The organism is Oceanicola sp. S124 (genome assembly GCF_000220565.1).
Taxonomy (GTDB): Bacteria; Pseudomonadota; Alphaproteobacteria; order Rhodobacterales; family Rhodobacteraceae; genus Pseudooceanicola.
This window is the reverse complement of the sequence record NZ_AFPM01000017.1, coordinates 1-16,904: the sequence shown is the minus strand read 5'-3', so window position 1 is coordinate 16,904 and position 16,904 is coordinate 1. Positions and strand designations below refer to the sequence as shown.

General features: G+C 63.9%; 27 protein-coding genes and 1 pseudogene. 1 reads left to right on the top strand and 27 read right to left on the bottom strand.

What is annotated here, in order from left to right:
• Nucleotides 1–72 precede the first annotated feature (72 nt).
• Nucleotides 73–543: a 50S ribosomal protein L15 gene (rplO, locus tag OS124_RS0101470; protein WP_010137498.1), complete on the bottom strand. Its 471-nt coding sequence runs from the start codon at nt 541–543 to the stop codon at nt 73–75.
• 204 nt (nt 544–747) lie between these two features.
• Nucleotides 748–909 (bottom strand): hypothetical protein, encoded by a 162-nt coding sequence (locus tag OS124_RS27185; protein WP_168161416.1) that lies wholly within the window; start codon nt 907–909, stop codon nt 748–750.
• Between the two features lie 334 nt (nt 910–1,243).
• Here OS124_RS27185 and OS124_RS0101460 point away from each other — a divergent pair, with 334 nt between their 5' ends.
• A complete protein-coding gene (locus tag OS124_RS0101460; RefSeq protein WP_029375088.1) occupies nt 1,244–1,807 on the top strand; it encodes a hypothetical protein in 564 nt (187 codons plus the stop codon).
• A 165-nt stretch (nt 1,808–1,972) separates the two neighbouring features.
• Here OS124_RS0101460 and rpmD read toward each other — a convergent pair whose 3' ends face one another.
• From rpmD to rpsJ, 25 genes and pseudogenes are all read right to left on the bottom strand, one after another.
• Complete coding sequence (gene rpmD, locus OS124_RS0101455) at nt 1,973–2,158, bottom strand: 50S ribosomal protein L30 (RefSeq protein WP_010137495.1); 186 nt, start codon at nt 2,156–2,158, stop codon at nt 1,973–1,975.
• Between the two features lie 12 nt (nt 2,159–2,170).
• Nucleotides 2,171–2,743: a 30S ribosomal protein S5 gene (rpsE, locus tag OS124_RS0101450; protein ID WP_010137494.1), complete on the bottom strand. Its 573-nt coding sequence runs from the start codon at nt 2,741–2,743 to the stop codon at nt 2,171–2,173.
• 233 nt (nt 2,744–2,976) lie between these two features.
• Nucleotides 2,977–3,336, bottom strand: a complete 360-nt coding sequence (gene rplR, locus OS124_RS0101445; protein WP_010137493.1) for a 50S ribosomal protein L18 — start codon at nt 3,334–3,336, stop codon at nt 2,977–2,979.
• Between the two features lie 11 nt (nt 3,337–3,347).
• Nucleotides 3,348–3,881, bottom strand: coding sequence for a 50S ribosomal protein L6 (gene rplF, locus OS124_RS0101440; protein WP_010137492.1), 534 nt, complete (start codon nt 3,879–3,881; stop codon nt 3,348–3,350).
• A gap of 11 nt (nt 3,882–3,892) precedes the next feature.
• Entirely contained in the window at nt 3,893–4,285 is a 393-nt protein-coding gene (gene rpsH, locus OS124_RS0101435; RefSeq protein WP_010137491.1) for a 30S ribosomal protein S8, read from the bottom strand.
• Between the two features lie 14 nt (nt 4,286–4,299).
• Entirely contained in the window at nt 4,300–4,605 is a 306-nt protein-coding gene (rpsN, locus tag OS124_RS0101430; RefSeq protein ID WP_010137490.1) for a 30S ribosomal protein S14, read from the bottom strand.
• A 21-nt stretch (nt 4,606–4,626) separates the two neighbouring features.
• The gene (gene rplE, locus OS124_RS0101425; protein WP_010137489.1) at nt 4,627–5,190 is read right to left on the bottom strand and encodes a 50S ribosomal protein L5; all 564 of its coding nucleotides are present in this window, start codon (nt 5,188–5,190) and stop codon (nt 4,627–4,629) included.
• Complete coding sequence (rplX, locus tag OS124_RS0101420; protein ID WP_010137488.1) at nt 5,183–5,494, bottom strand: 50S ribosomal protein L24; 312 nt, start codon at nt 5,492–5,494, stop codon at nt 5,183–5,185. Before rplX ends, rplE begins: the two co-directional genes overlap by 8 nt.
• Nucleotides 5,494–5,862, bottom strand: coding sequence for a 50S ribosomal protein L14 (rplN, locus tag OS124_RS0101415; protein WP_005621870.1), 369 nt, complete (start codon nt 5,860–5,862; stop codon nt 5,494–5,496). The genes rplX and rplN overlap by 1 nt, the downstream gene beginning before the upstream one ends.
• A 172-nt stretch (nt 5,863–6,034) precedes the next feature.
• Nucleotides 6,035–6,262: pseudogene (rpsQ, locus tag OS124_RS0101410) on the bottom strand (30S ribosomal protein S17); the annotation flags it as partial.
• Nucleotides 6,263–6,273: 11 nt separating this feature from the next.
• Complete coding sequence (gene rpmC / locus OS124_RS0101405) at nt 6,274–6,477, bottom strand: 50S ribosomal protein L29 (protein ID WP_010137484.1); 204 nt, start codon at nt 6,475–6,477, stop codon at nt 6,274–6,276.
• A 145-nt stretch (nt 6,478–6,622) separates the two neighbouring features.
• A complete protein-coding gene (locus OS124_RS23335; protein ID WP_010137483.1) occupies nt 6,623–7,363 on the bottom strand; it encodes a prephenate dehydrogenase/arogenate dehydrogenase family protein in 741 nt (246 codons plus the stop codon).
• Nucleotides 7,364–7,580: 217 nt separating this feature from the next.
• Nucleotides 7,581–8,054: an acyl-CoA thioesterase gene (locus OS124_RS0101395; protein WP_010137482.1), complete on the bottom strand. Its 474-nt coding sequence runs from the start codon at nt 8,052–8,054 to the stop codon at nt 7,581–7,583.
• A gap of 977 nt (nt 8,055–9,031) precedes the next feature.
• Entirely contained in the window at nt 9,032–9,652 is a 621-nt protein-coding gene (locus tag OS124_RS0101385) for a TIGR02466 family protein (RefSeq protein ID WP_010137480.1), read from the bottom strand.
• A gap of 430 nt (nt 9,653–10,082) precedes the next feature.
• The gene (rplP, locus tag OS124_RS0101375; protein ID WP_010137478.1) at nt 10,083–10,496 is read right to left on the bottom strand and encodes a 50S ribosomal protein L16; all 414 of its coding nucleotides are present in this window, start codon (nt 10,494–10,496) and stop codon (nt 10,083–10,085) included.
• A gap of 12 nt (nt 10,497–10,508) precedes the next feature.
• Nucleotides 10,509–11,231: a 30S ribosomal protein S3 gene (gene rpsC / locus OS124_RS0101370; RefSeq protein ID WP_010137477.1), complete on the bottom strand. Its 723-nt coding sequence runs from the start codon at nt 11,229–11,231 to the stop codon at nt 10,509–10,511.
• The gene (gene rplV, locus OS124_RS0101365) at nt 11,231–11,611 is read right to left on the bottom strand and encodes a 50S ribosomal protein L22 (RefSeq protein WP_010137474.1); all 381 of its coding nucleotides are present in this window, start codon (nt 11,609–11,611) and stop codon (nt 11,231–11,233) included. Before rplV ends, rpsC begins: the two co-directional genes overlap by 1 nt.
• A gap of 3 nt (nt 11,612–11,614) precedes the next feature.
• Nucleotides 11,615–11,893, bottom strand: a complete 279-nt coding sequence (gene rpsS, locus OS124_RS0101360; protein WP_010137473.1) for a 30S ribosomal protein S19 — start codon at nt 11,891–11,893, stop codon at nt 11,615–11,617.
• A 3-nt stretch (nt 11,894–11,896) separates the two neighbouring features.
• Entirely contained in the window at nt 11,897–12,736 is an 840-nt protein-coding gene (gene rplB / locus OS124_RS0101355) for a 50S ribosomal protein L2 (RefSeq protein ID WP_010137472.1), read from the bottom strand.
• Between the two features lie 283 nt (nt 12,737–13,019).
• Complete coding sequence (locus OS124_RS0101350) at nt 13,020–13,784, bottom strand: SDR family NAD(P)-dependent oxidoreductase (protein WP_010137470.1); 765 nt, start codon at nt 13,782–13,784, stop codon at nt 13,020–13,022.
• Between the two features lie 150 nt (nt 13,785–13,934).
• Complete coding sequence (locus OS124_RS0101345) at nt 13,935–14,615, bottom strand: spermidine synthase (protein ID WP_010137469.1); 681 nt, start codon at nt 14,613–14,615, stop codon at nt 13,935–13,937.
• 111 nt (nt 14,616–14,726) lie between these two features.
• The gene (locus OS124_RS0101340) at nt 14,727–15,023 is read right to left on the bottom strand and encodes a 50S ribosomal protein L23 (RefSeq protein WP_010137468.1); all 297 of its coding nucleotides are present in this window, start codon (nt 15,021–15,023) and stop codon (nt 14,727–14,729) included.
• Nucleotides 15,020–15,637, bottom strand: a complete 618-nt coding sequence (rplD, locus tag OS124_RS0101335; RefSeq protein WP_010137467.1) for a 50S ribosomal protein L4 — start codon at nt 15,635–15,637, stop codon at nt 15,020–15,022. The genes OS124_RS0101340 and rplD overlap by 4 nt, the downstream gene beginning before the upstream one ends.
• Nucleotides 15,634–16,359, bottom strand: a complete 726-nt coding sequence (gene rplC / locus OS124_RS23330; protein WP_010137466.1) for a 50S ribosomal protein L3 — start codon at nt 16,357–16,359, stop codon at nt 15,634–15,636. Before rplC ends, rplD begins: the two co-directional genes overlap by 4 nt.
• 14 nt (nt 16,360–16,373) lie before the next feature.
• Nucleotides 16,374–16,700, bottom strand: a complete 327-nt coding sequence (rpsJ, locus tag OS124_RS0101325; protein ID WP_179747236.1) for a 30S ribosomal protein S10 — start codon at nt 16,698–16,700, stop codon at nt 16,374–16,376.
• Nucleotides 16,701–16,904: the final 204 nt, after the last annotated feature.

The following is a 16,904-nucleotide window of genomic DNA, read 5'->3' as shown; positions in this document are numbered from 1 at the left end:
TTTCCAGGCTCGGCGGCGCTCGATGAGAAATGACGTGGCAAGATGTAAGCCGCCGACCGGCGGCTCACAACCTTATTCCGCGGCTGCGGCTGCCACCTTCAGCGAACCACCTGCCTTCTCGACGGCTTCGACAGCCGACTTCGAGGCGCCGGTGACTTCCAGGTTCACGGCAGTGGTGATGTCACCCTTGGCCAGAACGCGGATGCCGTCCAGCTTGCGGCGGACCAGACCGGAGGCGACCAGCACGTCCTCGGTCACGGTGGCCTTGGCGTCGATCTTGCCGGCTTCGATGAAGGCGGCGATCAGGCCCAGGTTGACCACGGCGAAATTCTTGCGGTTCGGCTTGTTGAAGCCACGCTTGGGCAGACGCTGGTAGAGCGGCATCTGGCCGCCCTCGTAGCCCTTGATGGCCACGCCCGAGCGGGATTTCTGACCCTTGATACCACGGCCGGCGGTCTTGCCCTTGCCAGAGCCGGGACCACGTGCAACGCGCTTTTTCTTCGGGGCGGCGCCCGCGTTGTCGCGGAGTTCGTTCAGTTTCATTTCGCTTCTCCTTGCCGGAAACGTCCCCGAAGCGGATGGGACGGCCACGGCTTTTCTTGGTTGCTTGTCATTCGGCACCGCACGGCAGGGAATCTGCGCGCAGGGCCACCGGGCGCGTGTAGCGGGTTGCGGCCCGCGATGCAAGGCCGCAGCGGCCTGCCCCGGGCCCTGCGGGATCAGGTCGCAGGCCGTCCCGATCCGCGATCAGCAACGGGCCTCGACGGCATTGCGCCCGTCCGAGCCGCGCACCCCCACCGAGAAGGGGCTGGTGTTGTTGCAGATCGTCAGCGTGAGGTCGGCCTTGCCGATCGCACCGCGCTGACTGTTCACCCCCACACCGACCGTGCCGTGAACCTCGCCGGACATGGGGCGGGCCTCGGGTGCCGGGGTCGGTCGCGGCGGCGTGGCACAGGCTGCCACAAGCAAGAGGGCCGCCAGGGCCGTCAGACGCCCCCCTGGCCTCGGGCCGGCGGATCGGGACAAGTCAGGCGCAGGGAAACGGGACAAGAGAGAACCCTCCTCGGTTTCGCCTCGATATGGGGGCAGCTCCGCGCCGCAGCAAGGGACAGGCCGGCCTGTTGCGCGGAAGTGACGCTTTTTCGCGTCTGGGTGCCTACTCAGCCCGGGGCGCGCTTTCTGCTGCCCATGGCGCGATCCGCTGCCTAGTCTTCCCGGGCATCCATTTCCAAGGGAGATTTTCGTGCTTTCCACCATGCGACGGGGCCTTTTCGCCTCTTTCTGCACCCTCGTCCTCGCGCTTGTCGGCCAGTCCGCCGCCGCAGGCGTCGAGATCCTGGTCAAGAACAGCGGCAAGACCGACTTCAAGGTCTTCTCGGCGACGCTCGAGCCCGCCGGATTGGGCGGAGACGCCAAGATCCGGGTCGAGGGCTGGACGACCGTCCCCGCCAGGCGCACGCGCACCATCCGCAGCACCGGCAATTCCTCGGCCTTTGCCGTCGGCTTCGCCAATGAACATGGCTTCCACCCGCTCGACTTCTCCAACGGCGACCAGTTCGACTCGGACTTCCCGGCCCTGGTGGCGGTACGCCCCGGCACGGACTTCCGACTGGCCTACAGCGATGGCAATGCCGCCTTCCCCGAAGGCTTCATGGCCGCAGCGATCAGCGCCCCGATGAAGGTGCCCGCGAACGGCCGCTATCAGATCCGCCTGAACGTCGACCTGGATGAAGGAGCCGAACAGGGCTTCCCTTTCCTCGACCTGTCCTCTGCCGCCATCCGCCGGCACATGCAGATCCCAGACTAGGAGAATTCCCGACCTCGCGCAGTCCCGACCAGGCAGATGCCCTGGCAGGCCAGGGCACGACCGGCGACGCCGACAAGACCATCGTCACGACGCAAAACGCCCCGACCTTGCGGCCGGGGCGTTTCGTCATTCACTGTCCGCCCGGGAGGGGCCGTGAAGGAAGGCTCAGGCCTTCTCTTCGACGATCTCCACCAGGTGGGGGATCTTGCGGATCATGCCGCGCACCGAGGGGGTATCCTCGAGCTCGCGGGTCTTGTGCATCTTGTTCAGACCCAGGCCGATCAGCGTCTGGCGCTGGATGGCGGGGCGACGGATCGGAGAGCCGATCTGCTTGACGACGATGGTTGCCATGGTGAAGCCTCCTTACGCCTCTTCTGCGACCTGCGAGGAAGCGGCGGGCGCTTCGTCACGGGACGGCAGGATGTCGGCGACCTTCTTGCCACGACGCTGAGCCACCTGACGCGGGGAAGATTCCTTGGTCAGGCCGTCCAGGGTGGCGCGGATCATGTTGTAGGGGTTCTGCGAACCGATCGACTTGGCGACCACGTCCTGAACGCCCAGCATCTCGAAGACGGCACGCATCGGACCACCGGCGATGATACCGGTACCCTGCGGTGCGGTGCGCATCACGACCTTGCCGGCACCGTGACGACCTTCGATGTCGTGGTGCAGGGTGCGGCCTTCCTTCAGCGGAACGCGGATCATCTGGCGCTTGGCCTGCTCGGTGGCCTTGCGGATGGCCTCGGGGACCTCCTTGGCCTTGCCCTTGCCGAAGCCGACGCGGCCCTTCTGGTCGCCCACGACGACAAGCGCGGCGAAGCCGAAACGCTTACCGCCCTTGACGGTCTTGGACACGCGGTTGATCGCTACCAGGCGATCTGCGAATTCCGGTGCTTCGTCGCGGTCGCGGCGGCCCCGGTTGTCATCTCTTGCCATGAGGCAATTCCTTCACTTCTGGGCGTGTCCATTGACCGCCCGGGTTATCCAATCCAGGTGAGGCGCGTCGGAACGGCGTCTCCCGGATCATCGGGGCCCCCAAAGAGGCCCTCTCTCGAATGGTGGGTTGGCACCCACCCTACGATCATGTCCGACCCCGGGGCAAACCGGGGACGGACATCGCATTTGGCGTAGGGTGGGAGATATCCCACCACCACGGTCGGAGCCGAAGATCAGATCTTCAGGCCGCCTTCGCGGGCCGCATCGGCCAGGGCCTTGATCGAGCCGTGGAACAGGAAACCACCACGGTCGAAATAGGCTGCTTCCACACCGGCCTTCTTGGCACGTTCGGCAATCGCCTCGCCGACCTTCTTGGCCGCCTCGACGTTGTTCTTGCCGACGAAGCCCAGGTCCTTCTCCATGGAGGAGGCTGCGGCCAGGGTCACGCCCTGCACGTCGTCGATCAGCTGGACGCTGATGTTCTTGTTCGAGCGGTGCACCGACAGGCGCACACGGCCTGCGTTGACCTTGCGAAGCTTGTTCCGGACGCGCAGACGGCGCTTCAGAAACAGGGTACGTTTCGTATTTGCCATATGTCTGGTCCTTACTTCTTCTTACCTTCCTTACGGAAGATAAATTCGCCCTTGTACTTGATACCCTTGCCTTTGTACGGCTCGGGCTTGCGCCATTCGCGGATGTTCGCCGCGACCTGGCCCACAAGCTGCGGGTCGGTGCCTTCGATGATGATCTCGGTCGGCTTCGGAGTGGTCACGGTGACCCCTGCCGGAACCGGGAAATCGACGTCATGGGACAGGCCGAGGTTCAGCTTGACCACGTTGCCCTGCGCCTGGGCACGATAACCCACACCAGTGATCTCCAGCTCTTTCTTGAAGCCGGCGGTCACGCCGGTCACCAGGTTGGCGACCATCGTGCGGGACATGCCCCATTGCTGAAGCGCGCGCTTCGAGGTGCCGCGGGGAGAGACGGTCACAGCGTTGTCTTCGACAACGATGTTCACGTCATCCGTGGCGGTGAAGCTGTGCGTGCCCTTCGGGCCCTTCACTTCGACGGTCTGGCCAGAGACGCTGGCGGTGACGCCTGCGGGCAGCTCGACCGGTTTCTTACCAATACGAGACATTCCAGACCTCCTTAGAAGACCGTGCAGAGAACTTCGCCACCAACATTGTTGGAGCGAGCCGCTGCATCGGACATGACGCCCTTGGGCGTGGAGACAATCGACACACCCAGGCCCTGACGGACCTGCGGGATGTCCTTGACGCCCATGTAGACGCGACGGCCGGGGGTCGAGACCCGCTTCAGTTCGCGAATGACAGGTGCGCCTTCGTAGTACTTCAGGCTGATTTCCAGGGTCGGGTGACCGTTGGCATCAGTGCCCTTCTCGTAGCCGCGGATGTAGCCTTCGTCCGCCAGCACGTCCAGGACCCAGGCGCGCAGCTTGGAAGCCGGCGTCGAGACGGTGGACTTGCCGCGCAGCGACGAGTTGCGGATCCGGGTGAGCATATCGCCGATAGGATCGTTCATGTTCTATGCCCTCCTTACCAGCTCGATTTCACGAGGCCGGGAACGAAACCGTTCGAGCCCAGTTCGCGCAGCATGATACGGCTGACCTTCAGCTTACGGTAGTAAGCATGGGGACGGCCGGTCAGCTGGCAGCGGTTGTGCAGACGCGTCGCGGACGAGTTGCGCGGCAGTTCGGCAAGCTTCAGGGTGGCGCGGAAACGCTCTTCCATCGGCTTGTCCTGGTCGTAGATGACCTCTTTCAGTGCAGCGCGCTTAGCGGCGTACTGGGCAACCAGCTTCTCCCGCTTCTTCTCGCGCTCGATCATGGATTTTTTAGCCATATCTAAATCTCCCTCGCGCGATCAGCTGTTGAAGGGCATGTTGAAAGCTTTCAACAGCGCCTTGGCTTCTGCGTCGGTTTTCGCGGTGGTGCCGATGACGATATCGAGGCCCCAGACTTCATCGACCTTGTCGAAGTTGATCTCGGGGAAGACGATATGTTCCTTGATGCCCATGGCGTAGTTGCCACGACCATCGAACGACTTGCCGGGAACGCCGCGGAAGTCGCGGATCCGGGGCATCGCGATGGTGATCAGGCGATCCAGGAATTCGTACATGCGGTCGCCGCGGAGGGTGACCTTGGCGCCGAGCGGCATGTCTTCACGTACGCGGAAGCCGGCGATCGACTTCTTGGCCTTGGTGACGACAGCTTTCTGGCCGGCGATGGTGGTCAGGTCTTCCTGGGCCGACTTGGCTTTCTTGGAATCCCGGACAGCTTCGGCGCCACAGCCGATGTTCAGAACGATCTTGTCCAGACGCGGGATCTGCATGTCGTTCTTGTAGCCGAATTCCTCCTTCAGGGCGGCACGGATGCTGTCCTTGTAGGCGGCCTTCAGACGCGGGGTGTAGTTCGCGGTATCAAGCATCGATCACGTCCCCCGTGGTCTTGGCGTAACGAACCTTCTTGTCGCCTTCCAGCTTGAAGCCGACGCGGGTCGCCTTGCCGTTGGCATCGACGAAAGCCAGGTTCGAGATGGCGATCGGCAGGGCCTTGGGCAGACGGCCGCCCTGGCTTTGCTGGGTCGCGCGGGTGTGGCGGACGGCCATGTTCAGGCCTTCGACAACGGCCTTGCCGGCCTTGGGATCAACGGAAGTGATCTCGCCGGTCTTGCCCTTGTCCTTGCCGGACAGAACGATGACCTTGTCGCCTTTTTTGAGTTTCGCAGCCATCAGAGCACCTCCGGCGCCAGCGAAATGATCTTCATGAAGTTCTTGGCGCGCAGCTCGCGAACAACCGGTCCGAAGATACGGGTACCAACGGGTTCGTTGTTGTTGTTGAGGATGACGGCGGCGTTGCGATCGAAGCGGATCGCGGTGCCGTCTTCGCGACGGACTTCCTTGGCGGTGCGCACGACGACGGCCTTGCGGACGTCACCTTTCTTCACGCGGCCGCGCGGGATGGCTTCCTTGACGGAGACGACAATGATGTCGCCGACCGAAGCGTACTTACGCTTGGAACCACCCAGGACCTTGATGCACTGAACTCGGCGGGCGCCGGAGTTGTCAGCGACATCCAGATTGGTCTGCATCTGGATCATGTGGTTTCTCCCGACCTTTGGGGGTTGTTCTGGTTAGACCCCCCAGGGTTTCGACGGGAGGCCGGGGCTCTTAGTGAGCCGCGGCCTCGTGCTCTGCATGACGCTTGGCGTCCAGCTCTTGCTGGGCCTTGGCGCTTTCTGCCCGCTCGATCTGATCGGCTTCGATCATCTCGGCGGTCATCACTTCCCAGCGCTTGGTCTTGGACTTGGGCGCGCATTCACGAATGCGGACCATGTCACCGACCTTGAACTGGTTGTTCTCATCGTGAGCCCGGTACTTCTTGGACTTACGGATGGTCTTCTTCAGAACCGGGTGCGTGAAGCGACGTTCGACGGACACGGTAACGGTCTGGGCATTGGCGTCAGAAGTGACGGTGCCGCGAAGGATACGTTTAGGCATTCGAAAGCTCCTTATTCGCCAGCTGCCTGGGCAGCTTTTTCGTTCAGAACGGTCAGCACGCGGGCCGCGTCACGACGGGCCTTGCGCATCTGCGCAGCGTTCTCAAGCTGGCCGGTGGCCTGCTGGAAACGAAGGTTGAACTGGGCTTTCTTCAGCTCTGCCAGCTCTTCACGAAGCTGGTCAGGAGTCTTCTCGCGAAGCTCTTTGGCGCTCATGGCGCTTCCTTTCCTTCCTTGCACCGGTAGGCCCCTGGGTTGGGTGACCCGCGAATCCGGTGGGTTATGTAGAACAATGAGCGCTGCCAATACGCCCGAACGCCCTGCGGGTCAACACGGAAAGGGCGAAAAAGGCAGAGCAGCCTCAGCCCGCCGTGCTGTCCGGCGCGCCGCCTCCCCCCTCGGGGGCCAGGGCCGCCGCCAGCCGGGCCCGCAGCGGACCGAGGTGGCGATTGCCGGCGGTCACCGCGTCGTAGACCTCCGGGGCGTCGCCGGCAACCATGGACAGCGCCTCCATCATCAGCTCGAACGAGCGGGTGCGGATGCGCGGCGCCGGCCCCATCCCGGCCATGGCGCGGCCCAGAAGATGGGTCAGCCCCTGGCTCAGCGCCGCTTCGGCGTCGTGCTGTTCCGGGGTGGTGACGATCACCCGCAGGCCGTGACGGGCGCGCAGGTAGGCCGCAAGGCGCTGCCCGCCGCCGCCCCTCAGCGGACAGAGCACCACCTGCGACCCGCGCAGCCCCTCGCGGGCCGAGACCGGCCCGAACATCGGATGGCTGCCGATCAGAACCACGCCATCGGGCAGCAGGGCGCGCATCAACCGGGCCGGTTCTTCCTTGACCGAACAGGTGTCGATCACCACCTGCCCGGGCCGCAGATGCGGGGCAAGCTGCTGCAACAGCCCGGGCAGCACAGGCAGCGGCACTGCCAACAGCAGGATATCCGCGCGGGCGGCGATTTCGGTGCTGACCACCTCGTAGCCCGCCGCCAGCGCCTCGGCGCCTCGGAGGGGATCGCAGATGGTGAGGCGGGTATCGGTGGCCAGCAACGGCGCCAGAAGCTGGCCGAAGGCGCCAAAACCGAACAGGGAGAGGGAAGGAGGCATGATCGGGGTCCTGGTAGGAGAGGGGCCAGGGTCCGGTCTGATCTGTGGGGGTCCGGTCTACCGCTGGCTTGGAAACAGCGGAGACAAGGTGAAGGGTCCGCTGTTAATACAGCGGGTAATAGGCTTGAGCGATAAAGGCGGCCTGATGCGTCATGCCCTTGGGGTAGCCGGGGCGGCCTGCCGGGTCAAGAACAACCGGGGACAACCGGAGCGCGGGTCAGCCTTTTGCGGCCTTCTGCATCTCTTCGGCGAACTCGTGGCGCAGCTTCTTGCGGATCTTCGCGGCGCTCAGGCGTTTCTCTTCCTCTTCGGTCAGCACCTGCAGCTCGGGCACCTCGACCGGGCTGCCCTGGTCATCAACCGCAACCATCGTGAAGTAGCACGAATTGGTATGGCGGGACCGGCCCGAGCGGATCTCCTGCGCCTCGACACGGATCCCGATCTCCATCGAGGTGCGACCTGCGTAGTTGACGCTGGCGCGGAAGGTGACCAACTCGCCGACGTTGATCGGCTCCTTGAACATCACCTGGTCGACCGAGAGCGTGACGGCATACTGGCGCGAGTAGCGCGAGGCGCAGGAGAAGGCCACGCGGTCGAGCAGGTTCAGCAGCGCACCGCCATGCACCTTGCCGCTGAAGTTGGCCATGTCGGGGGTCATCAGGACGGTCATCTCGAGCTTGCGGGAATCCATGGCAGAGAGGTCTTCCTTGCTGGCAGGGCCACTGAGGGCCGGAGCGGGTTCACGCCAAGGCCCGGGGCCGCGGCAAAATTCAATGACCGACGGACGAGTCAGCCAGGGTGCAGTGGTGGGGTGCAGATCCCGGCGGCGGGCAGATTTCGCCCGGACCGTCCTGCACACGCATGTTTCTAATCGTTTTATGACTAGTTGGAACAGATGACTTGCCTTTTCGGGCGCGCCATTGCAGCCCAGACGGCCTGTGTCGTGATACTGGGCGGTTTCATCCTCAAGCTGGCAGCGGACCTGGGGCACAAAGGCTGGTCAACCCTGATGCTCGCGGGTTGCGCTCTCTCCGCGGTCTGCAGGTTCTGGTCGGTCCGCCACATCTTGTTGAGCCCCGCGGGCGTGGCCCGTTCCATGGTGACGCTGCTAACCCTGGCGCTGATCGGCGCACGCTGGTTCGGGAAATGCCGGGGCCGCGCGAGGTGGCCGGGCTCGCCCGCGCCCTGGCGGCCATGGTGCTGCTGTCGCGCTTCATCTGACGCAGCGGAGGGCGGGCGGACGCCACCTTCGGCTGCGCAAACAGGACAAGGGGAAGGTGGATTGCCATCCACCCCACGCCCGTGGTGAGGGCTGCCCACCACAGGACGCCGGGGGTTCGTTCGCCGACGGGGGCCCAGGCAGTTCTCGGTCCGGCTCAGCGCCGGGCCGTCCGCGCAGGGCGCCCCTGCGCCCGGGAAGCCGCCCGGCCTATGCGTCGCGAGGCACGGCCGGGCAACCAGCCCGCAAGAACGTGGCCCCATGGGGAACACCACCGGGACGGGTCTTTCCGCAATTTCGATGCCGGCCCTCGACAGGCGTCGCAAAGCCCTGCGGTTCGCGGCGGAGCCTGTCCCCGGAGGGTTTGCCCTGCGGTATCGGCGGCAGGGGGCTCCGCCCGTTCGCGCCTCAAACCCTCCCCCGGAGGGTTTGCCCTGCGGGACCGGTGCTCACACCCACTTGTAGTTGAAACTGACCGAGATGCGGTCCTCTTCGGTCATGTTCATCGGCACCTCATGGCGCAGCCAGCTCTCCCAGAGCAGGACCTCGCCGACCGCCGGCTTGACGTAGATGAAGGGCTTCAGCTCTTCCCGGGCATCCCTTGCGCGGGTCGGGGCCGCCATCATCATCGCAAGCCGCGGATCTTCCAATTTCAGCGCCGAGGTGCCCTCGGGCATCGCCACATAGGTCGTCCCCGAAATCACCGAATGCGGGTGGATATGCGAGCTGTGGGTGCCGCCCTCGGGCAGGATGTTGATCCACAGATCCTCCAGCTCAAGCTTGCCCTCTCCCAGCTCGAAGGCCAGGTCATCGGCAAAGGCGGCGACATGCAGATCCAGCGCCGCCTTCACATCCTCGAAGATCGGAAAGCGCCAGGCCAGGTCAGTCAGCGAGGCATAGGAGGTGTAGCCCGGATAGTCGTTGGCCTCGCACCACTCCTGCCCCGCCTCGTCATCCTCGGCGATGGAATAGCAGGAGGTCTCAAGCTCCTCGGCATCGACGCCCGGCCCTTTCTCGTTCAGGGCGGCGCGATAGAGACGGGTGGCGAAAAGAGAGCGGATCTCGGACATGACATACCTCCGGCAGCGGGATCTGCCCCGCCCTACCGCGATTCCCACGCGCTGCAAATGCGCGAATGCGTCGGGACCTGCCGACATGTCGGACAATCCCGACGCATCATGCTCCATGCTCGCTGACACCATCTTCCAGGCCCTCACCCATCCCGCCCGCCACTTGCTGCAGCCCCTGCTGCCCCAGCCCGGCCAGAACACCGGCGCGCTGGTCGAAAGTCTCGACCTCGGCCGCTCGGCCGTCTGTGAATGCCTCGGTGTGCCGGGCCGGGCGAACCCGGCACCCTCCTGCCCCCTCCCATGGCAAGCACTGCTCCGGCCCCACCAGGGGCAGAGGGCGGCAGCCCCCGGCCGTACAAAGGAAAACCCCCGGCGCCATGGGCACCGGGGGTTACCGATTTCGTAGGGCGGGAGATATCCCGCCTTCCGCTTACCAGTCTTCGCGAACGACGACGCGGGTCTTGACGGGCAGTTTCATCGACGCCAGGCGCAGGGCCTCGCGTGCGACGCCCTCGGAGACACCGTCGATCTCGAACATGATCCGGCCGGGCTTGACCTTGCAGGCCCAGTAATCGACCGACCCCTTACCTTTACCCATACGAACTTCGACGGGCTTCGAGGTGACGGGGGTATCCGGGAAGATCCGGATCCAGACCCGGCCCTGACGCTTCATGTGGCGCGTCATGGCACGGCGGGCTGCTTCGATCTGACGTGCAGTCACACGCTCGGGCTGGGTGGCCTTGAGGCCGAAGGTCCCGAAGTTCAGGTCGGAGCCGCCTTTTGCCTGGCCGTGGATCCGGCCCTTGTGCATCTTGCGGAATTTCGTGCGTTTCGGTTGAAGCATCTTTCTGTCTCCTTACCGGTCGCGATCGCGGCGGCCACCGCCGGCACCACGCGGAGCCGGACCGTCCTGCAGTTCCTGCGACTTGCGGTCGCGGGCCTGCGGGTCGTGCTCCATGATCTCGCCTTTGAAGATCCAGACCTTGATCCCGATGATACCATAGGGGGTCATTGCTTCGGCGTGAGCATAGTCGATGTCTGCGCGCAGGGTGTGCAGCGGCACACGGCCTTCACGGTACCACTCGGTACGCGCGATCTCGGCACCGCCCAGACGGCCGGCGACGTTCACGCGGATACCCAGCGAGCCCATGCGCATGGCGTTCTGGACCGAACGCTTCATGGCACGACGGAAGGACACACGGCGTTCCAGCTGCTGAGCGATCGACTCGGCAACCAGCATGGCGTCCAGTTCCGGCTTGCGGACTTCGACGATGTTCAGGTGCAGCTCGCTATCGGTCATCTTGGCCAGCTTCTTGCGAAGCACCTCGATGTCCGCGCCCTTCTTGCCGATGATCACGCCCGGGCGTGCGGTGTGGATGGTCACACGGCACTTCTTGTGGGGGCGCTCGATGATCACGCGGGCAATTCCGGCCTGCTTGCACTCGGTCTTGATGAACTCGCGGATCTTGATGTCTTCCAGAAGAAGATCACCGTAATCCTTGGTATCGGCGTACCAGCGGCTGTCCCAGGTGCGGTTGACCTGCAGGCGCATGCCGATCGGATTGACTTTCTGACCCATTAGGCTTGCTCCTCGACCTGACGCACCTTGATGGTGATTTCCGAGAACGGCTTCATGATCTTGCCGTAGCGGCCACGTGCCCGCGGACGGCCACGCTTCATCACGAGGTTCTTGCCGACCCAGGCTTCGGCGACGATCAGCTCGTCGACGTCCAGGCCGTGGTTGTTCTCGGCATTGGCGATGGCGGACTGAAGGCACTTCTTCACGTCCTGCGCGATACGCTTCTTCGAGAAGGTCAGGTCGGTCAGAGCCCGATCAACCTTCTTGCCACGGATCAGCTGAGCCACCAGGTTCAGCTTCTGCGGGCTGGTCCGAAGCATGCGCAGCTTTGCCATGGCTTCGTTGTCTGCCACGCGGCGGGGATTTTTTTCCTGACCCATGACTTACTTCCGCTTCGCTTTTTTGTCGGCGGCGTGACCGTAATAGGTACGGCTCGGCGAGTATTCACCGAACTTCTGACCAATCATGTCTTCCGTGACGTTGACAGGAATGTGCTTCTGGCCGTTGTAGACGCCGAAGGTCAGACCCACGAACTGGGGCAGGATCGTCGAACGGCGGGACCAGATCTTGATGACTTCATTACGACCGCTTTCGCGTGCCGCTTCGGCCTTCTTCAGGACGTAAGCGTCAACGAAGGGGCCTTTCCAAACAGAACGTGCCATAGGTTAGCGACCCTTCTTCTTCGCGTGACGGCTACGGATGATGAACTTGTCCGTGGCCTTGTTCTTGCGGGTTTTCGCACCCTTGGTGGGCTTACCCCAGGGGGTAACGGGGTGACGGCCACCAGAGGTACGGCCTTCACCACCACCATGGGGGTGGTCGATCGGGTTCATGACGACACCACGGACCGACGGACGGATGCCCTTGTGGCGCATGCGGCCGGCTTTACCGTAGTTCTGGTTCGAGTTGTCGGGGTTGGAAACCGCGCCGACGGTTGCCAGGCATTCCTGGCGCACCATGCGCAGTTCGCCCGAGCTGAGGCGGATCTGGGCGTAGCCACCGTCACGGCCGACGAACTGGGCATAGGTGCCCGCGGCGCGTGCGATCTGGCCACCCTTGCCGGGCTTCAGCTCGATGTTGTGAACGATGGTACCGATCGGCAGGCCCGAGAAGGGCATTGCGTTGCCGGGCTTGATGTCGGCCTTCTGCGAAGAGACGACCTTGTCACCAACGGCCAGGCGCTGCGGCGCGAGGATGTAGGCTTTTTCACCATCGACATACTGGATCAGCGCGATGAACGCGGTGCGGTTCGGGTCATACTCGATCCGCAGGACGACGCCTTCGACGTCAACCTTGCTGCGTTTGAAATCGACGATCCGGTAGAGGCGCTTAGCGCCACCGCCACGACGGCGGGAGGTGATACGTCCGGTGTTGTTCCGGCCGCCCGACTTCGTCAGACCCTCGGTGAGGGCTTTGACGGGGCGTCCTTTGTACAGCTCCGAACGGTCGATCAGCACCAGCCCGCGCTGGCCCGGCGTCGTCGGCTTATACGACTTGAGTGCCATGCTTTCTGTCTTCCGTTTAGCAAGCGCCGCCCTCGTTTGGTCCGGAAAAGTCGGGCCGGGGTCCACGTGAGGCGGCTATGTATTGGGTATTTGCCGGGCGGTTGGAAGTACCGCCGCTGACAGACTACCCGGATGTTACAGGGCCCCGAAGGTCCCCAGGCGTCAAACACCCGAAGGCCCCGGAGCGAATCCGGGGCCGTCAGGATTGGGCGCGTATAGCAGGGGGGTGGAGGGGTGGCAAGGCTGCCGGAGCATATTCCTCCCGGTGGCCCTGCCTGCACGGTCAGACCGAAGTTGCGCCGCCGCCGCCATCAATGCGGTAGTAGGCCCCGGTGATGAAGCTCGCCCGGTCGCTGGCCAGGAAGAGCATCAGGTCGGCGATCTCGTCGGCCTCGGCATAACGCCCCAGGGGCACCGAGCTCTCGAAGGTTTCACGCGCATTCTCGGCGCCGCTGGCCGTCGCACGCTCCTCGATCGAGCGCATCATCTGGGTGTCGACCCCCGAAGGGCAAACGGCGTTCACCCGAATCTTGTGCGGCGCGGCCTCAAGAGCGACGGACTTGTTGATACCGATCACAGCGTGCTTGGAGGCGACATAGGCGCTCATCCCCGGGGCCCCCAGCAGGCCGCCATTGGAGGCCGTGTTGACGATGGCGCCCCCGCCCTGGGACTTCATCTGCGCCACAACGTGCTTGAGCCCCATGGCGACGCCGATCACGTTGATGTTGAGCACGTTGGAGTAGTTCTCGAACGTCTGCTCTTCGATGTTCTTGAAGTCGCCATTTATTCCGGCGTTGTTGACGAAGACATCAATGCGACCGAAGTGCGCTACTGTCTGTTCGACATAGGCCTTCACGTCTGCCTCATCTGCAACATCAGCGGTCAGCAGCAGCGCCTCATCCAGACCGGCGGCAGCCTTCTCCAGCGCCTCCATCTTCAGGTCGACCAAAGCCAGCTTTGCGCCCTCGGCCGCGAACTTGCGCGCCGCCGCGATGCCGATTCCACCGGCAGCACCGGTGACGAGGACGACCTTGTCCTTGAATTCCATGACAAAACTCCTTTTCTTGCGAGGCTCGAATTCGTCTCATGCCCGAAATAGGGCGTTCTGCGGCACAGAACAAAGTGCACAGACGCACAGGCGATCCGCCGCCGTTGCGTACCGCAGACGAGCACTGGACCCTCAGCATTGCGGCGCCCCTCACCGCCCCTTCCGCACCCCCGTCCACACGGTATGCCGAGACCCCCTCTTCGTCCGTCCGGCCCTGACCCCCTCTTCCTTCACATCGAAGTTCGCCCGGGCAAAGCGCTTGGCAAATTCCCGGCTCGGATGCGCCGACCAGACCGACAGCACGCCATGCACCGTCAGCGCTCGGTGCGCCACCGCCAGGCCCGCCTCGCCATAGAGCACATCGTTGCCGTCCCGCGTCAGCCCGTCCGGGCCGTTGTCCACGTCCAGCAGGATCATGTCCCAGCCCGCGGTGACCGAGGCGATCTCCTCTGCCACGTCGCCGGGGCGCAGCTCGACGCGGGGGTCCGAGAGGCAGTCTCCGAAGACCGCAGACATCTCGCTCCGCGCCCAGCCGATCAGTTCGGGGACCACCTCGGACACCACGATCCGCGCGTCGGGCGGCGCCAGCTCCTGCGCCGCGCGCAGGGTGAAGCCCATGCCAAGGCCCCCGATCAGGATGCGGGGCGCAGGCCGCGCGCCCAGACAGTCGAAGGACAGGGTCGCAAGCGCAATCTCTGACCCGCCGAGGCGCGAGTTCATCAGCTCGTTGCCGTCGCCGAGACGGATGGAATACTCGGTGCCGCGCCGGAACAGGCGCAGGATGTCGCCCTCGGGCGCACGCGCCTCTGCCAGATCTTCCCAGGGGATCATATGCGCCTCCGTTCAGGTCGCGGGCCGCACAGGCCCGCCAAAGGAAAAGCCCCCCGCCTTGCAGCGAGGGGCCTGTTGTCATGCGTAGGGTGGGAGCATCCCACCACACGATCAGAGACCGGTGGTCACGTCGATCGTGTTGCCCTCTTCGAGGGTCACATAGGCCTTCTTGACGTCCTTGCGCTTGCCGAGGGTGCCCCGGAAACGCTTGACCTTGCCCTTGGTGACGGTCGTGTTCACGGCCTTCACCTTGACGTTGAACAGGGCCTCGACGGCTTCCTTGATCATCGGCTTGTTGGCATCGATCGAGACTTCGAAAACAACCGCGTTGGCCTCGGAGGCCATGGTGGCTTTCTCGGTGATGACCGGCTTGCGGATCACGTCGTAGTGGTTTGCCTTGGCACTCATTTCAGGCGAGCCTCCAGAGCTTCGACACCCGCCTTCGTGATCACCAGGGTGTCACGCTTCAGGATGTCGTACACGTTTGCACCCATCGTCGGCAGGATATCCAGACCTTCGATGTTGGCGGCGGCACGGGCGAAGCCCTCATTGACGGCAGCGCCGTCGATGATCAGAGCGCGCTTCCAGCCCAGGTTCGAAACCATCTTGGCCAGTGCGGCGGTCTTGCCCTCGGACTCGGCGGTGTCGATGATGACCAGCGAGCCGGACTTCACCTTGGCCGAAAGGGCGTGCTTCAGACCCAGCTTGCGGAACTTCTTGGTCAGCTCGTGGGCGTGGCTACGCGGGGTCGGGCCCTTGTAGATACCACCCTTGCGGAAGATCGGTGCCTTGCGCGAACCGTGGCGTGCGCCGCCGGTGCCCTTCTGGCGATAGATCTTCTTGGTCGAGTAGCTGACTTCAGACTTGGTCAGGACCTTGTGGGTCCCTGCCTGCGCCTTGTTACGCTGCCAGCGTACAACGCGGTGCAGGATGTCCGCACGGGGCTCCAGGCCGAAGATCTCGTCGCCGAGATCGACAGAACCGGCAGCCGAGCCGTCCAGTTTGATCACGTCGAGTTTCATTCTTCGCCTTCCTTCTGCTCAGCCGCGGGCGCTTCGGCAGCGGCGGCGGTTTTCAGAGCTGCCGGCAGAACGGCGTTCTCGGGGAACGGCTTCTTGACGGCGTCCTTGACGGTGACCCAGCCACCCTTGGAGCCGGGAACGGCGCCCTTGATGAACACGAGGCCACGGTCGGCGTCGGTCTTGACGACCTGCAGGTTCTGGGTGGTCACACGGACGGCGCCCATGTGGCCGGCCATCTTCTTGCCCTTGAACACCTTGCCGGGGTCCTGACACTGGCCGGTCGAACCGTGCGAACGGTGCGAGATCGACACGCCGTGCGAGGCACGCAGACCGCCGAAGTTGTGGCGCTTCATGCCACCGGCGAAGCCTTTACCGATCGAGGTGCCGGAGACGTCGACGAACTGACCTTCGAAGTAATGGTCGGCAGAGATCTCTGCGCCCACTTCGATCAGGTTCTCGGGGTCCACGCGGAACTCGGCGACCTTGCGCTTGGGCTCGACCTTCGCGGCTGCGAAGTGGCCACGCATGGCTTGCGAGGTGCGCTTGGCCTTGGCATTGCCGGCGCCCAGCTGGACGGCGGTGTAGCCATTGGATTCAGCGGTGCGCTGCGCGACAACCTGGAGGTTCTCCAGTTGCAGGACAGTGACGGGGATCTGCTTGCCGTCTTCCATGAAGAGACGGGTCATGCCGACCTTTTTGGCGATGATACCGGAACGGAGCATCAGTTGGACCCTCCTTAAACCTTGATCTCGACATCCACGCCGGCGGCGAGGTCGAGCTTCATCAGCGCGTCCACCGTCTGCGGGGTCGGATCAACGATGTCCAGGAGACGCTTGTGAGTGCGGATCTCGAACTGGTCACGGGATTTCTTGTCGACGTGAGGGCCACGGAGAACCGTGAACTTCTCGATCTTGTTGGGCAGCGGGATCGGGCCACGGACGGTCGCGCCGGTGCGCTTTGCCGTGTTCAGGATTTCCTGCGTGCTGGAATCCAGGACGCGGTAATCGAATGCCTTCAGCCGAATGCGAATGGTCTGGCTCATTTTTATAGCCTTTCGCGGCATTGGAGTTGATAGGACGAACAGGGCTCACCCCTGTCCCTCGTCGAACCCTACGGCGGACCCTGTCGGAACAGGGCAGCCCGCCGTTTGGAATTGGCGCGGGATAGTCGCTTCCGGACGGCCTGTCCAGAGGCAATCACACCTTTATTCACCGATAAGAGAGACGGCGGGGTTTCCCCCGCCGTTCATACGGTGTCCCGGGCCGCG